This is a genomic window from Micromonospora sonchi (genome assembly GCF_014646235.1).
GTDB lineage: Bacteria > Actinomycetota > Actinomycetes > Mycobacteriales > Micromonosporaceae > Micromonospora > Micromonospora sonchi.
This window is the reverse complement of record NZ_BMNB01000013.1, coordinates 31,066-44,743: the sequence shown is the minus strand read 5'-3', so window position 1 is coordinate 44,743 and position 13,678 is coordinate 31,066. Positions and strand designations below refer to the sequence as shown.

The 13,678-nt window shown below is 71.6% G+C and carries 14 protein-coding genes and 1 tRNA gene; 5 read left to right on the top strand and 10 right to left on the bottom strand.

The genetic code is table 11. The annotated features are described in order from the left end of the window. Positions 1–186 precede the first annotated feature (186 nt). Complete coding sequence (locus IEY61_RS15655; protein WP_189045100.1) at positions 187–1,092, top strand: Gfo/Idh/MocA family protein; 906 nt, start codon at positions 187–189, stop codon at positions 1,090–1,092. 326 nt (positions 1,093–1,418) lie between these two features. Then, positions 1,419–2,216, top strand: coding sequence for an ErmE/ErmH/ErmO/ErmR family 23S rRNA (adenine(2058)-N(6))-methyltransferase (gene erm, locus IEY61_RS15650; protein WP_189044884.1), 798 nt, complete (start codon positions 1,419–1,421; stop codon positions 2,214–2,216). A gap of 107 nt (positions 2,217–2,323) precedes the next feature. Here the strand turns inward: erm and IEY61_RS15645 are convergent, their stop codons facing one another. Then, positions 2,324–2,515: a DUF2795 domain-containing protein gene (locus IEY61_RS15645; protein WP_189044882.1), complete on the bottom strand. Its 192-nt coding sequence runs from the start codon at positions 2,513–2,515 to the stop codon at positions 2,324–2,326. A gap of 85 nt (positions 2,516–2,600) precedes the next feature. Here IEY61_RS15645 and IEY61_RS15640 point away from each other — a divergent pair, with 85 nt between their 5' ends. Next, positions 2,601–3,857: an erythromycin esterase family protein gene (locus IEY61_RS15640; protein ID WP_189044880.1), complete on the top strand. Its 1,257-nt coding sequence runs from the start codon at positions 2,601–2,603 to the stop codon at positions 3,855–3,857. A gap of 70 nt (positions 3,858–3,927) precedes the next feature. On the opposite strand, the gene IEY61_RS15635 is transcribed toward IEY61_RS15640, so the two are convergent. The 3 genes from IEY61_RS15635 to sigJ form a co-directional block, all read right to left on the bottom strand. Continuing rightward, positions 3,928–6,159, bottom strand: a complete 2,232-nt coding sequence (locus IEY61_RS15635; protein ID WP_189044878.1) for an MMPL family transporter — start codon at positions 6,157–6,159, stop codon at positions 3,928–3,930. 36 nt (positions 6,160–6,195) lie between these two features. Then, entirely contained in the window at positions 6,196–6,744 is a 549-nt protein-coding gene (locus tag IEY61_RS15630; protein WP_189044876.1) for a TetR/AcrR family transcriptional regulator, read from the bottom strand. 119 nt (positions 6,745–6,863) lie between these two features. Next, positions 6,864–7,799: an RNA polymerase sigma factor SigJ gene (gene sigJ, locus IEY61_RS15625; protein ID WP_189044874.1), complete on the bottom strand. Its 936-nt coding sequence runs from the start codon at positions 7,797–7,799 to the stop codon at positions 6,864–6,866. Positions 7,800–7,961: 162 nt separating this feature from the next. Between sigJ and IEY61_RS15620 the strand changes: the two genes are divergently transcribed. Further along, complete coding sequence (locus IEY61_RS15620) at positions 7,962–8,378, top strand: DUF6220 domain-containing protein (protein WP_189044872.1); 417 nt, start codon at positions 7,962–7,964, stop codon at positions 8,376–8,378. Here IEY61_RS15620 and IEY61_RS15615 read toward each other — a convergent pair. The 6 genes from IEY61_RS15615 to IEY61_RS15590 all read right to left on the bottom strand — a co-directional run bounded on the left by IEY61_RS15615 (position 8,350) and on the right by IEY61_RS15590 (position 11,911). Further along, entirely contained in the window at positions 8,350–9,012 is a 663-nt protein-coding gene (locus IEY61_RS15615) for a 4'-phosphopantetheinyl transferase family protein (RefSeq protein ID WP_189044869.1), read from the bottom strand. The two genes, IEY61_RS15620 and IEY61_RS15615, sit on opposite strands and share 29 nt — an antisense overlap. 50 nt (positions 9,013–9,062) lie before the next feature. Next, positions 9,063–9,278, bottom strand: a complete 216-nt coding sequence (locus IEY61_RS15610; protein ID WP_229705939.1) for a winged helix-turn-helix domain-containing protein — start codon at positions 9,276–9,278, stop codon at positions 9,063–9,065. Between the two features lie 178 nt (positions 9,279–9,456). Further along, positions 9,457–9,531 (bottom strand) — tRNA-Arg (locus IEY61_RS15605). Between the two features lie 59 nt (positions 9,532–9,590). Beyond that, positions 9,591–10,283: a winged helix-turn-helix domain-containing protein gene (locus IEY61_RS15600; protein WP_189044865.1), complete on the bottom strand. Its 693-nt coding sequence runs from the start codon at positions 10,281–10,283 to the stop codon at positions 9,591–9,593. A 166-nt stretch (positions 10,284–10,449) separates the two neighbouring features. Next, the gene (locus IEY61_RS15595; RefSeq protein WP_229705938.1) at positions 10,450–11,079 is read right to left on the bottom strand and encodes a DUF305 domain-containing protein; all 630 of its coding nucleotides are present in this window, start codon (positions 11,077–11,079) and stop codon (positions 10,450–10,452) included. A gap of 28 nt (positions 11,080–11,107) precedes the next feature. Then, positions 11,108–11,911, bottom strand: a complete 804-nt coding sequence (locus IEY61_RS15590; RefSeq protein WP_189044863.1) for a thioredoxin-like domain-containing protein — start codon at positions 11,909–11,911, stop codon at positions 11,108–11,110. Between the two features lie 101 nt (positions 11,912–12,012). On the opposite strand from IEY61_RS15590, the gene argS reads away from it, so the two are divergent. Then, positions 12,013–13,677 (top strand): arginine--tRNA ligase, encoded by a 1,665-nt coding sequence (argS, locus tag IEY61_RS15585; RefSeq protein ID WP_189044861.1) that lies wholly within the window; start codon positions 12,013–12,015, stop codon positions 13,675–13,677. Position 13,678: the final 1 nt, after the last annotated feature.

Below are 13,678 nucleotides of genomic sequence, written 5' to 3'. Positions count from 1 at the left end.
CCGGCGCTCAAGTCGTTCACCGCCCCACTCTACTAATCCTCGTAGTAAAGCCCGGTCGGGCCCGCCGGTCACCGCTGGCACGGGTGCGACGTCACCGCGACGCCACCCTCGTGGGGACGGCTGTCGCCGCCGGCAGCCGATAGCGTGGACCGTGTCGGGGGTCACGACGACGATGGGGAGGTACGCGTGATGCGGTTCGGGTTGTTCGGCACCGGTCACTGGGCGGCGGAGACGCACGGGGCGGCGCTCGACGCACACCCGAGGGCCGACCTGGTGGGTGTCTGGGGCCGCAACCGGGACCGGGCCGCTGCCCTCGCCACCCGTTACGGCGTACCGGCCTTCGACGATGTGGACGCGCTGATCGAGGCGTGCGACGCCGTGGCCGTCGCACTCCCGCCGGACGTCCAGGCGGACATCGCCGTCCGGGCCGCCACCGCCGGTCGGCACCTGCTGCTGGACAAGCCACTCGCGCTGAGCATCGCCGATGCCGACCGGGTGGTCGAGGCGGCGACCCGGTCGGGTGTGGCCTCGGTGGTCTTCTTCACCGGTCGCTACCAGCCCGAGGTCGCCGGCTTCGTCGCCGCCGCCGCGGCCGCCGGTGGCTGGCACACCGCCAACGTGGTCCGGTTCGCCTCGGCCTTCCAGCCAGGCAGCCCGTACGCCCAGTCGCCCTGGCGGCGCGGACACGGCGCGCTGTGGGACATCGGTCCGCACGCCCTGGCGATCCTGCTGCCGGTGCTCGGCCGGGTGACCCGGGTGGTGGCCGTCGACGGGCCGGGCGGCCTGGTGCACCTGCTGCTCACCCATGACGGCGGCGTCGTCAGCACGGTGTCGCTGACCCTGGACGCCCCGCCGACGGCGGTGGCCGGCGAGTTCGTCCTGTACGGCGAGAACGGCGTCGAGTCGATCCCGGTCCCGGAGGCGAGTCCGGCGACCGCGTTCGGGATGGCGATCGACCAACTGCTGGCGGAGATCGACGCCGGCACCCGGGACCACCGCTGCGACGTGCGCTTCGGCCGCGAGGTGGTGGCCGTGCTGGCCGCCGCCGAGGCCGCCCGCACCCAGGGCACTCCCGTCGACCTGCCCAGCTGAGCCGACCGGAAAAGCGGTGGATGGGGGAGATGGCAGTCGGTAGGGTCGCGGCCATGGCTACGTACGCTCTGATCAACGCGGCCGTTGCGCCGGCCGCGTTCGGGCCGCTGTTGCAGGCCCGCCCGCGAGTCCGGCGTCCGGCCCTGGCCGGCGCGATCCGCGACTGACGCCTCCGCGTACTCCTCCGGCACCCGCCTGCGCATCGCAGGTCGCCGTGCCCTCGCGCCATCTCACCAGGGTCGTCCGAGTCCCGAGCCCTCGGACAGGCCCCGCTCACGGCTGCCTGTCCGCATCCGTCGCCGCCCGGCGACAGACAGGACGACGCCATGGCACCCCGCCGAACCCGCACCACCGAACGCGACCGGTCCCGTCGCGTGCTCTCCCAGAACTTCCTCGCCGACCCGGCCGCCATCGCCCGGATGGTCGACGCCGCCCGCCCGGATCCCGACGGGCTGGTGCTCGAGGTGGGCGCCGGGCGCGGGCAACTGACCCGGCCACTGGCCGCGCGCTGCGGCCGGCTGGTCGCGTACGAGGTGGACCCCGACGTCGGAGCGGAACTGGCCCTGGTCTGCGCGACCCTGCCCACGGTCACCCACCGCCAAGCCGACTTCCTCGCCGCGTCGCCGCCGCACGAGGAGTTCGCCGTGATCGGCAACATCCCGTGGTCGCTGACCGCGGCCGTGGTGCGCTGGTGCCTGACCGCGCCCCGGCTACGTACGGCGACCCTGCTGACCCAGTTGGAGTACGCCCGCCGCCGCGCCGGTGACTACGGCCGGTGGACCCGGCTGACCGTACTGACCTGGCCGGAGTTCGACTGGCGGCTCGTCGGGCGGATCCCGCGCAGCGCGTTCCGTCCGGTGCCCCGGGTCGAGGCGGGCATCCTGCGCATCGAGCGGCGGGCGCAGCCACTGGTGGCGGCCGCCGCCCTGCCGTCGTACCGCCGGATGGTCGAGCTGGGCTTCGGCGGCGCCGGCGGTTCCCTCGCGGCGTCGCTGGCCCGCGAGTACCCGCGGGCCCGGCTGGTGGCGGCCCTGCGCGCCAGCCGACTCGACCCGGCCGCGCCGGTCGGGCACGTCTGGCCCGAGCAGTGGCTGACCCTGCACCGCCTGCTCCACGCCCGCTGACAGATGTAAGGAAGGGCCCCTTTTTAACGCCTAGTGCATTGAAGGGGCCCCTTCTTAACATCTCGCGCAAGCTCGCCTTGGGCGCGATGCATCTCGCGCGCACCCGGTCAGAGCGTCGCGCGCAGCGCCTCGGTCACTTCGGCGGGGGAGCTGAACTGCTCCATGGGCAGAGCTCGTACGGCCTGCAACTGCTCCGTGCTCGCGCCGTTCTCCTGGCACCAGCGGACGAGGTCCTCGCGGGAGACGGGATAGTCCAGCCCCGCGAGGTACTCCGGCAAGGACAAACCGCTGTCGGACATGTCGTCCGATCTACCCGGGCGACCACCTCCGCACACCACCGGGGCGGTCCGCGTTTGCCCGCCGGGGTGCCGGGTAGCCGCAGTCATGCTCGTACAGCGGCTCGGCGCGCCGAGTGATTTCGATCCCCTGCTGGAGCGCGTGCGGGACGCCCGGGTGGTGATGATCGGGGAGGCCACCCACGGCAGCTACGACTACTACCGGATCCGGGAGCAGCTCACCCGCCGGTTGATCGCCGAGTGCGGGTTCAACTTCGTCGGGGTCGAAGGTGACTGGCCCGACTGCGACCGGGTGCACCGCTCGGTGACCGGGGCGCCGGGTGGCGCGGCCGAGCCGCAGGCCGCGCTGGAGCGCTTCGAGAGGTGGCCGACCTGGATGTGGGCGAACGCCGAGGTGGCCCGCTTCTGCCGCTGGCTGCGCGCGTGGAACTTGGAGCGGGCCGAGCCGGCCCGGGTCGGTTTCCACGGCCTCGACGTCTACAGCCTCTGGGAGTCGATGCAGGCGATCTTCGACTACCTGGGCGAGGAGGACCCGGCGTCGCTGGAGGCCGCGCAGGAGGCGTACCGCTGCTTCGAGCCGTACGGCAAGCGGATCGAGGAGTACGGGACCGCGGCCCGGTTCGTCTCCGCGCGCTGCGAGCAGGAGGTGGTACGGCTGTTGACGCGTACCCGGGAACAGGCCGCCGTGGACGGACCGGGAGCCTTCTCGGCCTGGCAGAACGCGGAGGTGGTGGCGGGCGCGGAGCGCTACTACCGGGCGATGGTCTCCGGTGGCCCGGCTTCGTGGAATGTCCGGGACACTCACATGGCCGACACGCTGGATCGGTTGCTGGACCGCTACGGGCCGGACGCCCGGGGGGTGGTCTGGGCACACAACACGCATGTCGGCGACGCGCGGGCGACCGACATGGCCACCGGCGGGATGCTGAACATCGGTCAGCTGGCCCGGGAACGCCACGGCGCCGACGACGTCGTACTGATCGGCTTCGGTAGCTGGCGCGGGACGGTGATCGCCGCGCCGAGGTGGGGCGCGCCGGCCGAGGCCATGCTCGCGCCGCCGGCCCGTGCCGGCTCGGTGGAGCAGCGGTTGCACGAGCTGATGCCGGACCGCGCGGTGCTGGTCTTCGGCGGACCGGACCAGCCGGGCTGGGTCACCGACACCCTCGACCACCGGGCGATCGGGGTGGTGTACGACCCGTCCTTCGAGTCGTGGGGCAACTATGTGCCCACCCGGCTGGGGCAGCGGTACGACGCCTTCATCTGGTGCGACGAGACGACCGCGCTGCATCCGCTGCCGGCGCTTCCCGCTGCCGGCGAGATGGAGACGTATCCGGCCGGCGTCTGAGTCGCGCGGCGACGGGGTTTGTTAATAGGGGCCCCCTGCTATGCACGAGGCGTTAACAGGGGGCCCTTCCTTACATCTTGTCGAGTTGGGCGCGGAGCTTCTCGCCCTCGATGTCGACGTTGGGCAGTGCCCGGTCCAGCCAGCGTGGCAGCCACCAGGCCGCCTTGCCGAGCAGCGACATCACCGCCGGGACGATGGTCATCCGTACCACGAAGGCGTCGATGGCCACGCCGATGGCGAGCGCGAAGCCCATCGACTTGATCACTGGGTCGTCGAGGAAGACGAAGCCACCGAAGACCGACGTCATGATCAGTGCGGCCGCGGTCACCACCCGGGCGCCGTGGCCCATCCCGTTGATGGTGGCCTGCTGGGCGGTGTCACCGTGGACGAAGTCCTCCCGCATCCGGGAGACCAGGAAGACCTCGTAGTCCATGGCCAGGCCGAACAGGATGCCGATCAGCAGGATCGGTAGGAAGCTGATCAGCGGACCGGGGGTGTCCAGGCCGACCAGGTCGGCGAGGTGACCCTGCTGGAAGACCGCCACCGTGACACCGAAGGTCGCGGCGACGGTGAGCAGGAAGCCCAGCGCGGCCTTGACCGGCACCAGCAGCGACCGGAACACCAGCATGAGCAGCAGGATCGACAACCCGACGACCAGCATCAGGTAGACCGGCAGGGCGTCGGAGAGCTTCTCCGAGATGTCGATGCCGATCGCGGTCACGCCGGTCAGCAGCACGTCCGCGTTCGGCACGCCGGCGACCGCCGTACGGATGTCGTGCACCATCGTCTCGGTGGCCGGGTCGGTCGGGCCGGTCTGCGGGATCACCCCGAGCAGCGCCGTCCGGCCGTCCGGGCTGAGCTGCGGCGGGGCCACCGCGAGCACGTTCTCGGTGCCCTGGACGAGCCCGGTGACCTGCGGAATAGCCGCAGCGGTGGCCTGGGCGTCGTCGCCCGCCACGACCACCGCGAGGCGACCGGTGAAGCCGGGGCCGAAGCCCTCGGTGATCAGGTCGTTGGAGACCCGGGCCGGCGAGCCGGCCGGTGCGGTGCCGGCGTCCGGCAGGGCGAGGCGCATGTCCGGCGCGGGCAACGCCAGCAGCCCGAGGCCGAGTACGCCGACCAGGATCACCGGGATCCGGAATCGGGTGACCAGGCCGGCCCAGCGGAACCCGAACGCCGAGCGGTCCTCGCCGGCGAGCGTGCCGGCCTCCGGGGCGGCGCGATCCAGCGCGGCGCTGCCGTCGCCGGTGGTGGCCCCGGCACTCTCCTCGGTCGTGACCGGGACCGTGGCGCGCAGTCGGCGGGGCAGTACCCGGCCACCGGCGAAGCCCAGCAGGGCCGGCTGGAGGGTGATCGCCACCAGCACCGCGACGGTCACCGTGCCGGCCGCGGCCAGACCCATGACGGTGAGGAAGGGGATGTTCACCACGGCCAGGCCGGCCAGGGCGATGACCACCGTGGCTCCGGCGAAGACCACCGCCGAACCGGCGGTGCCGACCGCGCGACCGACCGCCTCGTCGGCCGGCAGCCCGTCGAGCAGGTTCTGCCGGTACCGCGAGGTGATGAAGAGCGAGTAGTCGATGCCGACGGCGAGGCCGAGCATCAGCGCCAGGATCGGCGCGGTGCTGGTCAGCTCGACCACGTTGCTGAGCGCGTACAGCCCGGCCATGCCGACGCCGACCCCGATCAGCGCGTTGAGCATGGTCATCCCCGCCGCGACCAGCGAGCCGAAGGTGACGACCAGGACGACGAGCGCCACCGCGACGCCGATCGCCTCGGTGGAGCCGACCTCGGGCTCGGTGTTGAGCACCTCACCGCCGGGAGCCACCTGCCAGCCCTGCGGCGCGGCCTCGGCACCCACCTTCTCGTAGGCGTCCCGCTGTTCGGCGGTCACCGTGTCCGCGCCGCCGTTGAACTGCACCTGGATCAGCGCGTACCGGCCGTCGGGCGACACGGCGCCGACCTGGAAGGGGTCGACGGCGCCGACCGCGCCGGGCAGGGCCATGGCCTCCTGGGTGATCGCCTGGACCACCGCCCGGCCCTCGGGGGTGCCGAGTTGGCCGGCGGCCGGCGCCTTGACCGCGATGGTGCCGGTGGCGCCGGCTGCCGCCGGGAACTGCTCGTCGAGCAGGTCGAGCGCGCGCTGGGACTCGGTGCCGGGCATGGTGAAGTTGCTGGCCGTCGGGCCGCGCAGGGTCGCCGCGGCCAGGCCGAGCCCGACGAGTACGACGAGCCAGATCGCGGCGACGAGTCGCCGCCGGCGCATCGAGCCCCGGCCAAGCCGGTAGAGCAGGGTCGCCATGAGGTCCTTTCCCTCGGTCGTGAATGGTGGGACGGGTCAGTGGACGGGCGCCAGGGCCCGCCGCAGCAACGCCAGCAGCGCGTCACGCAGTTCCTCGTCGGGCACGTCGGCGAACTCGCCGCAGGTCTCGGCGATGCCGGCGAGCAGCACGAACGCGGTGATCCGGGCCGAGGCCCGCTCGGATCGCCCGGCGAGCGCGGCGAGCAGCCGCTCGGAGATCTGCTGGATGTGTGCGAAGTCGGGCTGTTGCAGCAGCTCCGGGAACTCGCCGCGGAGCAGGGCGATCTCGCCGCGGAAACGGACCGCGAGGTCGACGAAGCCCTCGGCGGCGACCCGCTGGGCCGACGCCGGCTCCGACTGGGCCGCGATCCGGTCGTCGAGTGCCCGCAACACCTCGATCGCCGGTGCCATCAACTCGGTGAGGATGGCCTCCTTGTTGGCGAAGTGGTAGAGCACCGCTGCCTTGGAGCAGCCCACCTCACCGGCGATGTCCTGTAGCGAGGTGCCCCGGTAGCCGGTGGCGGCGAAGCGTCGCGCCGCGGCGGCGAGGATCTCGCCGTGGGTCTGCGGAGTGGGGCGGGCCATGGGGACCAGGATGCCTGACCGATCGGTCAGCACCTGACCGATCGGTCAGATCAGTGGCGTTCCCCACACGCCGCCGGCGGATCGCCCCCGTGTACCGGGTGCCACCCGCCTGAGCCGCCTCACCCCGTCGTCCAGGGCCGCAACTTCTCCGGATTGCGTACCGCCCAGATGCGCGTGATTCGATCGCCCACGACGTGGAACGCCAGCACCGCGATGGTGACGTCGTCCCGCTGGGCCACCAGGCCGGGCTCGCCGTTGACCGTGCGTTCCAGGAGCGTCATGTGCGGCACCCGGCTGGCGATCTCGATGGCGTAGCGCGCGACCTGCTCGCCGCCCTCGACAGGGCGGAGCACCGTGCTGGCGAGGCCGCCGCCATCGGCGACCGCCGTCGCGTGCGGGTCGAGGAGGGCGACGAGGGCGGCGATGTCCTTCGCCTCCCACGCCCGCCGGAATTCCCGGACGACGCCGACCCGCTGGGCCGCCGGTGTGCCGGGGGCCTGCGACGCGCGAATCCGGCGACGGGCCGAGGAAGCCAGTTGGCGACAGGCCGCCGGGGTACGGCCGACGATCGTGGCCACCTCGGCGAAGGGATAGCGGAAGACGTCGTGCAGGACGAACGCGACCCGTTCGGCCGGGGTCATCGACTCGAGCACGACGAGGAAGGCCATGGTGATGGACTCGTCGAGGGTGACCCGCTCGGCCGGGTCGGCGTTCGTGTCCTCCGCCCGCTCGCCGATCCATTCGGCCCGGTCGGGCAGCGGCTCGGGAACCCATGCGCCGAGGTAGCGCTCCCGCCTCGCCCGCGCCGAGCCGAGCAGGTCGAGGCAGATGCGGCTGGCGACGGTGGTCAGCCAGGCACCGGGCACCTCGATGACGCTGCGCTGCTGTGGGGTCATGGCGTACCAGCGGGCGTACGTCTCCTGCACGGCATCCTCGGCCTCGGCCAGGGAACCGAGAAGCCGGTACGCCAGATTGGTGAGCTGACGTCGCTCACTCATGATCGCGCTCAGCTCCGGGTCGAGCGCGCCGTCCCCTGGGGTGGATCCGATGGTCATGTCGCCGGCTCTCCCTCGATCGCGACTCTCCTCATCGGTTCGACGGGGGACCGCGACGAACCGATGAGGACGAAGAGACCTCACATTCTCGGCGACGGGATCGTCGGAGCTTTGACCGGCCACCAACCACCACTGAGCCGGACAACCTTAAGAGGTCCTCTGATGCGTAAGGTCTTCGCCGGACTGGCGGCACTGCTCCTGCTGGTCGTCGTTGCGCAGTTCTTCTTCGCCGCGAGCGGCGCGGTCGGTAGCGCGCCCCCCGAGGAGTCCTATCGGCCGCACCACGCGCTGGGGTACGTGATCTTCCTCCTGCCGGTGGTGATGGTGCTCGTCGCCGCCGTGGCCCGGGTGCCGTGGCGGCTGATCGGGCTACCGGCCCTCGTGGCCGGACTGACCGCTCTCGAAGTCCTGATCGCGAAGCTCGCCCGGGCGTCCGGTGACACCGTCGGCCCGCTGATCTTCGGTCTGCACGCGGTCACCGGCCTGGCCGTCCTGGGGGTGGCGTGGGCGATCGTCCGGCAGGTGCCGATGTACGGGCCTGCGCCCGCGTTCAACCGGCGACGGCCGGCACGGCGATAGCGGTGAGCAGCAGGCCCCGGTCGACCAGGAACCGGCCCCGGAAGCTGGTCACCGGGGTTCCCCCGAGCAGCGGGCCGGGCACCAGCAGTTGAGCGACGAACGTTCCGTCCGGGGCCAGCTCGATGTCCGCCTCGTCGAAGCCCAGCCATCGGCCGGTCAGCGGAAACCACGCCTTGTACACCGACTCCTTCGCGCTGAACAGCAGGCGGTCCCACCAGATCGCCGGCTGGTCGGCGGCCAGCGCCGCGGTACGGGTCCGCTCGCCGGGCAGGGCGATCGCGCCGAGCACGCCGTCCGGCAGCGGCGCGTGCGGCTCGGCGTCGACGCCGATGGTGGCGATCTCCGCCGAGCGGGCGAGAGCCGCGCCACGGTAGCCGTCGCAGTGGGTCATGCTGCCGACCACCCCGTCCGGCCAGACCGGGGCACCCCGGACGCCCGGCAGGATCGGCGCCGGCGCCAGGCCCAGCTGACCCAGCGCCCGCCGGGCGCAATCCCGCACGGTGGTGAACTCGCGTCGGCGCTTCTGCACCGCCTTCGCGATGCACGCCTCCTCCTCGGGAAAGAGCGTCGCCCCGTCGGGGTCGTTGAAGGACTCAACCACCACCACGGCCGGGGGCAGGATCCGCTCGATCACGGTGGTCGATGATATGCGATCGCCAACTTGACGATCTTGCACGCAGCGATTTACTCGGCGACGAAGACGCCGACGCCCGGCAGGGTCTCGGTCATGCCCTTGATCCGCAGCACCTGCATCGCCCGGTCGATGACCGGTTCGGTCACCTCGTAACGCTCGATCAGCTCTCGCCGGCTGGGCAGCTTGGAGCCGGGTGGGAACTCGCCGGATGCGATGCGTTTGGCGAGGTCGTCGGCAATCTGCTCGTAGCGGTAACGCGGTGGCACGTGACTCTCCTCGGTTGGCAACACGAGTAGACCCCTGCCGGACGAACTTCCGAAGGGATCGGGATACCGGGATCGGGAGGCGTTCCGCACCGAGACGGTGGTAGGCGGCTTCACCGGTCAGCCCAGAACGAAAAGCCGGACGGCAATGCCGTCCGGCTCAACTCGCACGAGGTCTGTCTGGTGCCCCCGGCAGGATTCGAACCTGCGCCCCCGCCTCCGGAGGGCGGTGCTCTATCCCCTGAGCTACGGGGGCTCAGCGACTGGAGAAGATTAGCAAACCCCGTAGCCGATCGCCGAATCGGTATCGGCGAGTCAGGGGGCCAGCGCCCGCCCGCAGCTGGGCAGCGGGTGCGGCACGATGCGGCGGGGAAGTCGGCGCGGCCACTCGTTGCGGGCCCAGGAGCCGTCCACGATCAGGTGTACGGTGCGCTGCTCGGCGCCGCTGAGCCGGAGCACGAAGTCCCGGGGCAGCCGCGGATCCACCGACGGTGTGGTGATCATGAAGCGCACCCGGCCCCGCGCGGAGATGGCGGAGATCACGTCGGCCGCCGGCATGGTGCCCCGCAGGCGGATCCGGCCGATCCAGTACACCTCGGCGAGGTGCTCCTGCGCGGCCCGGGTGATCGCCGGATACTCGCTGCGTACCCAGCGCTCGACCGCGCCGACGCAGAGGCCGCAGGCCCGCTCCCGGGGCTCCCGCGGCCCCAGCCCCCAGGCTCGCAGGTACGCCCCGACGATCCCGAGATCCAGGCTCAGCCCGAACTGCTGCTGGATCAGGGCGTGCAGACTCTGTCGGGTCCACAGTTCCTCGTCCAGACCGAAGGCGTCGGGGTGAACGCCCCGGAGGGCGTCGATCAGTTCCAGCTCCTGCTCGCGGCTGAGTGTTCCCGGCTCACCCTGCCGCTGTCCGCGACGGACGGCTGCCACCGTCCCGTCACCGCCGATGGTGTGGCGCCGGCACCAGCTGGTGACCGAGCGCTGCGCGTCTCTGAGTGCAACCCCCACGTGTTGGACAACGAGTGCAGAACTCCCTAAGCAACCCCTAGAAGGGAAAATCGGTCTTATGGTCACAACACGGCGCGGAAGCCCCTTATCCCCGTCCCGGTGACAGAGCGACGCCGCCCCGCTCGTGGTGAGCGGGGCGGCGCTGGATCGTACGGTTGCGGGCGGCTCAGCTGCTGGCCTGCTGGAGCTTGCGCAGCTCGTTGATCTCCTTCTGCTGCGACAGCTTCATCGCCTCGGCCATCCGGGCCACCTCGGGACGGTCGGAGGCCTTGAGCACCCCGTCGGCCATGTGGACGCCGCCGATGTGGTGCTTGATCATCAGCTCGATGAAGATGCGGTCGACCTCGGCGCCCTGCGCCTCGTGCAGCTGGGTGATCTGCTCACGGGTGGCCATTCCGGGCATCAGCCCGTTGTTGTCCACCGTGATCCCGTCGGGCATCCACTCCATCGCCGGCCGGGAACCCGTCGGCAGCAGGTTCCACTCCTGCAACCAGCGCTGCATCTGGCCGATCTGGCCCTGCTGGGTCAGCGCCATGTCGTACCCGATCTGCCGGATCGCCGGATCCTGCCCGTTGGCGTACGCGACCATGGCCATCTCGACCGCCTGGGCGTGGTGGCGGGACATGTCCCGAGCGAAGCCGGCCTCGGGCGAGTTTTCGCCCGGGGCGCGCCCGGCGACCAGCGTCGCGGCCGTCCAGCCGACGCCGAGCAGCAGCAGCGCCGCCAGGGCCAGCGTCAGGTAGCGCAGCGCCCGAGGGCTCCGGCTGGCTTCCGCCGGGCCCGTCCGCTCCTCCACCGGGGGATCCTGCAGCGCGGTGGCCACGTCAACCACCCATCGACGGCTCGAGCTCGCGCGGCTCGGTGCCGGTGCCGGTGGTGTAGTTGCCGGAGGAGCAGGGCACACCCGGCTCCACCGAGGCGTTCTGCGCCAGGACGGTGGCGAACTCCTTGATCCGCGGGTCGTCGGCGTTGTCGAGCTTGAGCTGGTAGCCCCACGCCTGAACGGAGATCGGGGCGTCGAGGCCCTCGTACGGGCTCATCAGCATGAAGTCGTTGTTGCGGATCACGCTGGCCAGCTTCTCCACGTCGGCGACGGGCAGGTCGGGGCGGTAGGTGAGCCAGACCGCGCCGTGCTCCAGGCTGTGCAGTGCGTGCTCGTTGGCGATCGGCGCGTCGTAGACGTCGCCGAGGCAGCGCTGCCAGGTGGGGTTGTGCGGACCGCCGACCGGCGGGCTCTGCTTGTACTCGATCTTGCCGGCCCGGTGCTCCTGGTCGCTGATGCTCTCCGGGTCCGTCTTGCGGAAGTTGACGATGCCCTCGATCTGCGCCGCCTTGTCCTGCCAGGACTGGCTGCCCTTGAAGGTCGCCCAGGCGCCGTAGCCGATGATGGCTGTGGCGAGCACACCCACGGCGACGAAGAGGGCGATCGGTCCCCACGGCCGGCCCTGGCTGACCTTGACCGGGGTGATCGGCTTGCGCGGCCCCTTGCCGCCGCCGGAACGCTGGGGAGTCGCTGGCTTGCCGGACCCGGCCTTGGCGTCGGCGGCCGGCCGACCCGCCGCCGGTTTCTTGCCGGTGCTGACCACGGTCGGGCGGCGCTGCGGGCCGCCCGGGGTGCTGATGCTCATCGTGCCTCGTCAGGTCGGTCGGTCAGAGGAGTCCGGCGGCCCGGCCCCCGATGCCGGGTCGCCGCCGCGGGGACCGAGTCTACCCCCGATAACATGGATCGGTGACTCCCGCAGAACTCGCCGAAGCCGTCCTCGTCGCCGCTCACGCCGTCTTCGCCGACCGAGGGCTGGACCGCTCCGCGCTGCCGGAGCGCACGACGGTCGAGCGACCCCGTAATCCCGAGCACGGCGACTACGCCGCCACGCTGGCGCTTCAGCTGAGCAAGAAGGTGGGCGTCCCGCCCCGTGAGCTGGCCGCGGCGCTGAGCGCGCAGCTCGCCAGCACGCCGGGGATCAAGTCGGTGGAGATCGCCGGGCCGGGCTTTTTGAACATCCGGCTGGACGCTGCCGCCGCCGGTCAGCTCGCCCGGACGATCGTCGAGGCCGGCACGGAGTACGGCCGCAGCGGCCGGCTCGCCGATCTGAAGATCAATCTGGAGTTCGTCTCGGCCAACCCCACCGGCCCGGTGCACATCGGCGGGGTCCGCTGGGCGGCGGTCGGCGACGCGCTGAGCCGCCTGCTGCGGGCCACCGGCGCGCAGGTCGGCACGGAGTACTACTTCAACGACGCCGGCTCGCAGATCGATCGGTTCGCCCGTTCGCTGCTCGCCGCCGCCAGGGGCGAGCCGGCCCCGGAGGACGGTTACAGCGGCGCGTACATCGCCGAGATCGCCGCCCAGGTCACCGCACGCCGGCCGGACGTTCTGGAGCTGTCCGACGCCGCCGCCCAGGAGGTCTTCCGGGGCGAGGGCGTCGCGCTGATGTTCGAGGAGATCAAGTCCTCGCTGCGCGACTTCGGGGTGGAGTTCGACACCTACTTCAACGAGAAGGACCTGCACGACCGGGGTGAGCTGGACCATGCCCTGACCCGGCTGCGCGAGCAGGGGCAGGTCTTCGAGACCGACGGCGCCACCTGGCTGCGCACCACCGACTTCGGCGACGACAAGGACCGCGTGCTGCGCAAGTCCAACGGCGAGTGGACGTACTTCGCCGCCGACTGCGCCTACTACCTGGACAAGCGGGAACGCGGCTTCGACCGGGTCGTGATCATGCTCGGCGCGGATCATCACGGCTACCTCGGCCGGATGAAGGCGATGGCGGCATGCTTCGGCGACGACCCCGAGCAGACCCTGGAGATCCTCATCGGTCAGCTGGTCAACCTGGTCCGGGACGGGGCGCCGATGCGGATGAGCAAGCGCGCCGGCACCGTGATCACCCTGGAGGACCTGGTCGACGCGATCGGGGTGGACGCCGCCCGGTACGCGCTGGCCCGCTACTCCAGCGACTCACCGATCGACATCGACATCGAGCTGTGGACCCGGGCGACCCGGGACAATCCGGTCTACTACGTGCAGTATGTGGCGGCCCGGACGGCCAGCGTCGGACGCAACGCCGCCGAGGTCGGTCTGATCCGGGGCGACGCCGCGTCGTTCCGCCCCGAGCTGCTCGACCACGACAAGGAGAACGAGCTGCTCAAGGCGCTCGCCGAGTTCCCCGCCGTGGTGGCCGCCGCCGCCGAGCTGCGCGAACCGCACCGGGTGGCCCGCTACCTGGAGGACCTGGCCGGGGCGTACCACCGGTTCTACGACAACTGCCGGATCCTGCCCCGCGGTGACGAGGAGGTCACCGACCTGCACCGGGCACGGCTCTGGCTCAACGACGCCACCCGGGTGGTCATCGCCAACGGCCTGCACCTGCTCGGTGTCTCGGCCCCAGAGAGGATGTGAC